This is a genomic window from Streptomyces sp. AF1A (genome assembly GCF_047340315.1).
Taxonomy (GTDB): Bacteria; Actinomycetota; Actinomycetes; order Streptomycetales; family Streptomycetaceae; genus Streptomyces.
Genome location: NZ_JBLEBI010000277.1, coordinates 1 through 5,637, shown reverse-complemented (window position 1 = coordinate 5,637; position 5,637 = coordinate 1). Strand labels below are relative to the sequence as shown.

Genomic DNA, 5,637 nt, shown 5'->3' with positions numbered 1-5,637 from the left:
ACCGCCCGAAGGCGCCGGCCCCTTTCGGGACGGTCGATCCGCCGGAGGCTTACGCCTCCTTGCTCAGGTTCGGTCCGGCGCCGCCGGCCGCCTGCTCGATCGGCGGGACATCGGGCAGTGCCGACTTCTCCTCACCGCGGAAGGTGAAGGTCTGGGACTCGCCCTCGCCCTCGGTGTCCACGACCACGATGTGACCGGGGCGCAGCTCGCCGAAGAGGATCTTCTCCGAGAGCGTGTCCTCGACCTCGCGCTGGATGGTGCGGCGCAGCGGACGCGCGCCCAGCACCGGGTCGTAACCCTTCTTGGCCAGCAGCTCCTTGGCGGACTGGGAGAGCTCGATGCCCATGTCCCGGTCCTTCAGGCGCTCGTCCACCTTGCTGATCATCAGGTCGACGATCCGCAGGATGTCCGCCTGCGTCAGCTGCGGGAAGACGACCACGTCGTCGACGCGGTTGAGGAACTCGGGGCGGAAGTGCTGCTTCAGCTCGTCCGACACCTTGTTCTTCATGCGCTCGTAGTTCGTCTTCGTGTCACCCGCGGCGGCGAAGCCGAGGTTGAAGCCCTTGGAGATGTCCCGGGTGCCGAGGTTGGTCGTCATGATGATGACCGTGTTCTTGAAGTCCACGACCCGGCCCTGGGAGTCGGTCAGGCGGCCGTCCTCCAGGATCTGCAGCAGCGAGTTGAAGATGTCCGGGTGGGCCTTCTCCACCTCGTCGAACAGGACGACGGAGAACGGCTTGCGGCGGACCTTCTCGGTCAGCTGGCCGCCCTCTTCGTAGCCCACGTAGCCGGGGGGCGAACCGAAGAGGCGCGAGACCGTGTGCTTCTCGCTGAACTCCGACATGTCGAGGGAGATCAGCGCGTCCTCGTCGCCGAAGAGGAACTCGGCGAGCGCCTTGGACAGTTCGGTCTTACCGACACCGGACGGGCCGGCGAAGATGAACGAACCACCCGGACGCTTCGGGTCCTTCAGGCCCGCACGCGTACGGCGGATCGCCTTCGACAGCGCCTTGACGGCGTCGTTCTGGCCGATGACCCGCTTGTGCAGCTCCTCCTCCATGCGGAGCAGGCGGCTGGACTCCTCCTCGGTCAGCTTGAAGACCGGGATGCCGGTGGCCGTGGCAAGGACCTCGGCGATCAGCTCGCCGTCGACCTCGGCGACGACGTCCATGTCGCCGGCCTTCCACTCCTTCTCCCGCTTGGCCTTGGCGGCCAGGAGCTGCTTCTCCTTGTCGCGCAGGGAGGCGGCCTTCTCGAAGTCCTGCGAGTCGATCGCGGACTCCTTGTCCCGGCGGACGGCGGCGATCTTCTCGTCGAACTCACGCAGGTCCGGCGGAGCGGTCATCCGGCGGATGCGCATCCGGGAGCCGGCCTCGTCGATCAGGTCGATCGCCTTGTCCGGCAGGAAGCGGTCGGAGATGTAGCGGTCGGCCAGGGTGGCCGCCTGGACCAGGGCCTCGTCCGTGATGGAGACACGGTGGTGCGCCTCGTACCGGTCGCGCAGGCCCTTGAGGATCTCGATCGTGTGCGGCAGGGACGGCTCGGCGACCTGGATGGGCTGGAAGCGGCGCTCCAGGGCCGCGTCCTTCTCCAGGTGCTTGCGGTACTCGTCCAGCGTGGTCGCACCGATGGTCTGCAGCTCACCGCGGGCCAGCATCGGCTTGAGGATGGAGGCCGCGTCGATGGCGCCCTCGGCGGCACCCGCACCGACCAGCGTGTGCAGCTCGTCGATGAACAGGATGATGTCGCCGCGGGTGCGGATCTCCTTGAGGACCTTCTTCAGGCGCTCCTCGAAGTCACCGCGGTAGCGGGAGCCGGCGACCAGGGCACCGAGGTCCAGGGTGTAGAGGTGCTTGTCCTTGAGGGTCTCGGGCACCTCGCCCTTGACGATGGCCTGGGCGAGGCCCTCGACGACGGCGGTCTTGCCGACGCCGGGCTCACCGATCAGCACCGGGTTGTTCTTGGTACGGCGGGACAGCACCTGCATGACCCGCTCGATCTCCTTCTCGCGCCCGATCACCGGGTCGAGCTTGGACTCGCGAGCGGCCTGGGTGAGGTTCCGGCCGAACTGGTCCAGGACGAGTGAGGTCGAGGGGGTGCCCTCGGCCGGGCCGCCGGCGGTGGCGGTCTCCTTGCCCTGGTAACCGGAGAGCAGCTGGATGACCTGCTGCCGCACCCGGTTGAGGTCTGCGCCCAGCTTGACCAGGACCTGGGCGGCGACGCCCTCGCCCTCGCGGATCAGGCCGAGCAGGATGTGCTCCGTGCCGATGTAGTTGTGGCCCAGCTGAAGGGCCTCGCGGAGCGACAGCTCCAGGACCTTCTTGGCACGGGGGGTGAAGGGGATGTGCCCGGACGGGGCCTGCTGCCCCTGGCCGATGATCTCCTCCACCTGCTGGCGGACCGCCTCAAGCGAAATGCCGAGGCTCTCCAGGGCCTTAGCGGCGACACCTTCGCCCTCGTGGATGAGACCCAGGAGGATGTGCTCGGTGCCGATGTAGTTGTGGTTGAGCATCCGGGCTTCTTCCTGAGCCAGGACGACAACCCGCCGCGCGCGGTCGGTGAACCTCTCGAACATCGTTAATCGCTCCTCAGAGCGGTCAGGCAGTGGGGGGAACTTCCCCTCCCTGTCCTTCCGCAGCTTAGTCCCGCAAGCGGGGACCGCTCATTCCAACTGCCGACACCGTCGATGGCCTCCTGACCCCGAACGCCGACATATGCTCCAACCCGATGGTGCGAGACGATGTTCCCGCAGGCCAGGCACTTACCCCACTCGCCACTACGCCGATGGCGAACGTGAGACGGCCTCTCCCGCGCGTCGCCCCCTCCCACTAGGCATGTCTTACCCGCAGGCACTGACACTCCATGCCGCGCGCACCGGTTCCCTCCGCTATGGGCGAACAACCTTGCGCCTCCCCCCACCCCCACGCGCCCCTGTTTCCGGCACGCTGCGCACCCGACAGGCCACCCAGCGTAACTTGCCGGTCGGCTCGCCGGTTGCACCTGGCATGGTCGGCTCGCTCTCCACAACTTCCACGGTCCCCCTTCCCCGCCCGCCCGTCGATCCGGGACCGCGCCCGGACGCCGGCGATCTTCCGACCGGCCCCCGGACCTGCGGTGTCCCCGCCGACCCGGCGGCCGGGGCGCGGCTCTGGTACGAGAACGAACTGGGCTGGGCGACCGTGCCCGGGCCGCCGCTGCGGCTGCGCACCGGGGTGCGCTTCGACGTCCTGGACGTGCCGGCCGAGGCGGGCGCGGGGGCGCTCCGGCATCTCGCGCCGGGCTCTCCGGTGGCCCTCAGGGGCGACCGGATGCAGGTGCTGGTGGCCGCGGGCAGCGCGGAGGAGCTGCCAGGGCTGCTGGAGTGGCTGGAGTGGGGCGCCGTGGCCCTGGATCTGCGGGCTCTGGGCGCGGGCGGCCTGCTGGAGGCCCCGCTGCGGCCCGGGACGGCGCCCGCACGGGAAGGGTCCTTGCAGGGGGCCGCCGTGTGGCTGCGGCCCCCCGGGCCGGGGTGCGAGGTCGAGGCCTCGCTGCCGGCGTTGCCGGCGTCGGGGGGTGCCCCCGATCTCGTACGACTGGTGGACACGGTGGCAGCGGGCTGTCACCGGGTCCGGCTGGGGCGCGCGTGTGCCGGGCCGCCGGCCCTGTCGTAGGCCGCGCGGACATCGGCCGTCGGCCGTCTCGTGGCCGCGCGGGAGTCAGCCGTTGGCCTTCTCGTACGCCTCACGGATGGACGCGGGAACACGGCCTCGGTCGTTGACCTCGTAGCCGTTCTCCTTCGCCCAGGCGCGGATCGCCGCGGTGTCCTGGCTGCCACCGGAAGCGGCACGCGCCTTTCCACGCCCACCCGAGGCACGGCCTCCGGTGCGACGCCCGCCCTTCACATAAGGGTCGAGAAGGCTGCGCAGCTTGTCCGCATTGGCAGTGGTGAGATCGATCTCGTACGTCTTCCCGTCCAGCGCGAACGTCACGGTCTCGTCCGCCTCGCCGCCGTCGAGGTCGTCGACAAGAAGGACCTGAACCTTCTGTGCCACTGGATTTCCTTTCATCGATAACGTTCAGGGTCAGGGGTGTGCGGCGTCCGCCGTTTCGCCGCCCCTGTTATATGCAGTACTGCAGTACGTCGGAAAGCAAACCGCTTTTGCCGGAAAAACACAAACCCCTGGGAGTCCCGCAGCGGACGGCCTCTGTCCGGAAACATACGCGTTTCGGACATAGGGAACCGGGGCAATGACGATCACAGATGCAGAAGCATCCGGCTGTTGCCCAAGGTGTTCGGTTTCACTCGTTCGAGACCGAGGAACTCCGCGACGCCCTCGTCATAGGAACGCAACAGCTCCGCGTACACATCGGTGTCGACCGGCGTCTCGCCGATCTCCACGAAGCCGTGCTTCCCGAAGAAGTCCACTTCGAAGGTCAGGCAGAATACCCGGCGAACGCCGAGCCAGCGCGCGGTCTGCAGCAACTTCTCCAGCAACCGATGGCCGACGCCGGCGCCCCTGAGGCCGGGCTTCACCGCCAGAGTGCGGACTTCCGCGAGGTCCTCCCACATGACGTGCAGCGCGCCGCAGCCGACCACCTCGGCGTTGTCGTCGCGTTCGGCGACCCAGAACTCCTGGATGTCCTCGTAAAGCGTGACCGTGGCTTTGTCGAGCAGGATGCGGTCGCGGGCGTAGGCGTCGAGGAGGCGGCGCACCGCCGGGACATCGCCGGTCCGGGCGCGGCGGACGGTGATGGCTTTTGCGGAGACTTCGGGACGCTCTGCTGACATGAGCGGACGCTATCGCCCGGCGTCGTCCTGCGCCGAGCCGGGGTTCTCCTCTTGCCGGGGTGGAGCGGCTTCCCGTTCCCCGGCCGCGGATGCTTCCTCTCGGCGGGGTTCGGGGGCTTGTCGGGTTTCCGGTCCCTGGACGATGCGTACGGCGTCCCTGAGTGCCTGGCGCTGTTCCTCGCTCATCATCCCGAAGAACGCCACGAGAGCGGCGGCCGGGTTGTCGCTCTGCGACCAGGCTTCGTTCATGAGGGCGGCGGCGTACGCGGCCCTCGTCGAGACGGCCTCATATCGATAGGCCCGCCCTTCCGCCTCGCGGCGGACCCAGCCCTTCTGATGGAGATTGTCCAAAACGGTCATCACGGTGGTGTACGCGATGGAGCGTTCCTGCTGGAGGTCTTCCAGGACTTCTCGAACGGTCACCGGGCGGTTCCACTTCCACACCCGCGTCATGACCGCGTCTTCGAGTTCTCCCAATGGGCGAGGCACAACTCAGAACAATAGTGGGAGATCCCGGCAATGGCGTGCCGGACGTGCACAAGGATCACAAACACGGACAAAAGGCATCTGCCATGGAAAGCGGGCGCCGCCCGGTGTGCTCAGGCGTCGCCGCCCACGGGGGCCTTGCGCGCACCCTCCCCGCGCTCGAGAGCGGCGTCCACGGCCGCGTCCTCCTTGGCCTTGGCGGCCCCGCCCTGGGTCTTCACGATCACCCTGACCAAACCGATGAAGAACACGGCCATGACGACCGGCGGCACGAGCGCGGAGACGTAGTCCATGCCTCCAGACTAGCCACGCGCCATCGGGCGAAAGGTACGGGGTGCGCGAACGTCACACCGCCGGACGACCGGCCCCCGCATCCGGCCGCG

6 protein-coding genes are annotated in these 5,637 nt (G+C 68.4%); 1 reads left to right on the top strand and 5 read right to left on the bottom strand.

The features are described 5' to 3' along the window. Positions 1–49: 49 nt before the first annotated feature. On the bottom strand, positions 50–2,575 hold the full coding sequence (locus tag ACLU3S_RS35385; RefSeq protein ID WP_351215971.1) for an ATP-dependent Clp protease ATP-binding subunit: 2,526 nt from the start codon (positions 2,573–2,575) through the stop codon (positions 50–52). 430 nt (positions 2,576–3,005) lie between these two features. Between ACLU3S_RS35385 and ACLU3S_RS35380 the strand changes: the two genes are divergently transcribed. Beyond that, positions 3,006–3,650: an SCO3374 family protein gene (locus tag ACLU3S_RS35380; RefSeq protein WP_413956069.1), complete on the top strand. Its 645-nt coding sequence runs from the start codon at positions 3,006–3,008 to the stop codon at positions 3,648–3,650. A gap of 45 nt (positions 3,651–3,695) precedes the next feature. Here the strand turns inward: ACLU3S_RS35380 and ACLU3S_RS35375 are convergent, their stop codons facing one another. From ACLU3S_RS35375 to ACLU3S_RS35360, 4 genes are all read right to left on the bottom strand, one after another. Continuing rightward, positions 3,696–4,031 (bottom strand): histone-like nucleoid-structuring protein Lsr2, encoded by a 336-nt coding sequence (locus ACLU3S_RS35375; protein ID WP_043502963.1) that lies wholly within the window; start codon positions 4,029–4,031, stop codon positions 3,696–3,698. Positions 4,032–4,234: 203 nt separating this feature from the next. Next, on the bottom strand, positions 4,235–4,768 hold the full coding sequence (locus ACLU3S_RS35370; protein WP_413956068.1) for an amino-acid N-acetyltransferase: 534 nt from the start codon (positions 4,766–4,768) through the stop codon (positions 4,235–4,237). Positions 4,769–4,777: 9 nt separating this feature from the next. Further along, positions 4,778–5,221, bottom strand: a complete 444-nt coding sequence (locus ACLU3S_RS35365) for a BlaI/MecI/CopY family transcriptional regulator (RefSeq protein WP_413956067.1) — start codon at positions 5,219–5,221, stop codon at positions 4,778–4,780. 146 nt (positions 5,222–5,367) lie between these two features. Beyond that, the gene (locus ACLU3S_RS35360) at positions 5,368–5,547 is read right to left on the bottom strand and encodes a hypothetical protein (RefSeq protein ID WP_413956066.1); all 180 of its coding nucleotides are present in this window, start codon (positions 5,545–5,547) and stop codon (positions 5,368–5,370) included. Between the last annotated feature and the right edge of the window lie 90 nt (positions 5,548–5,637).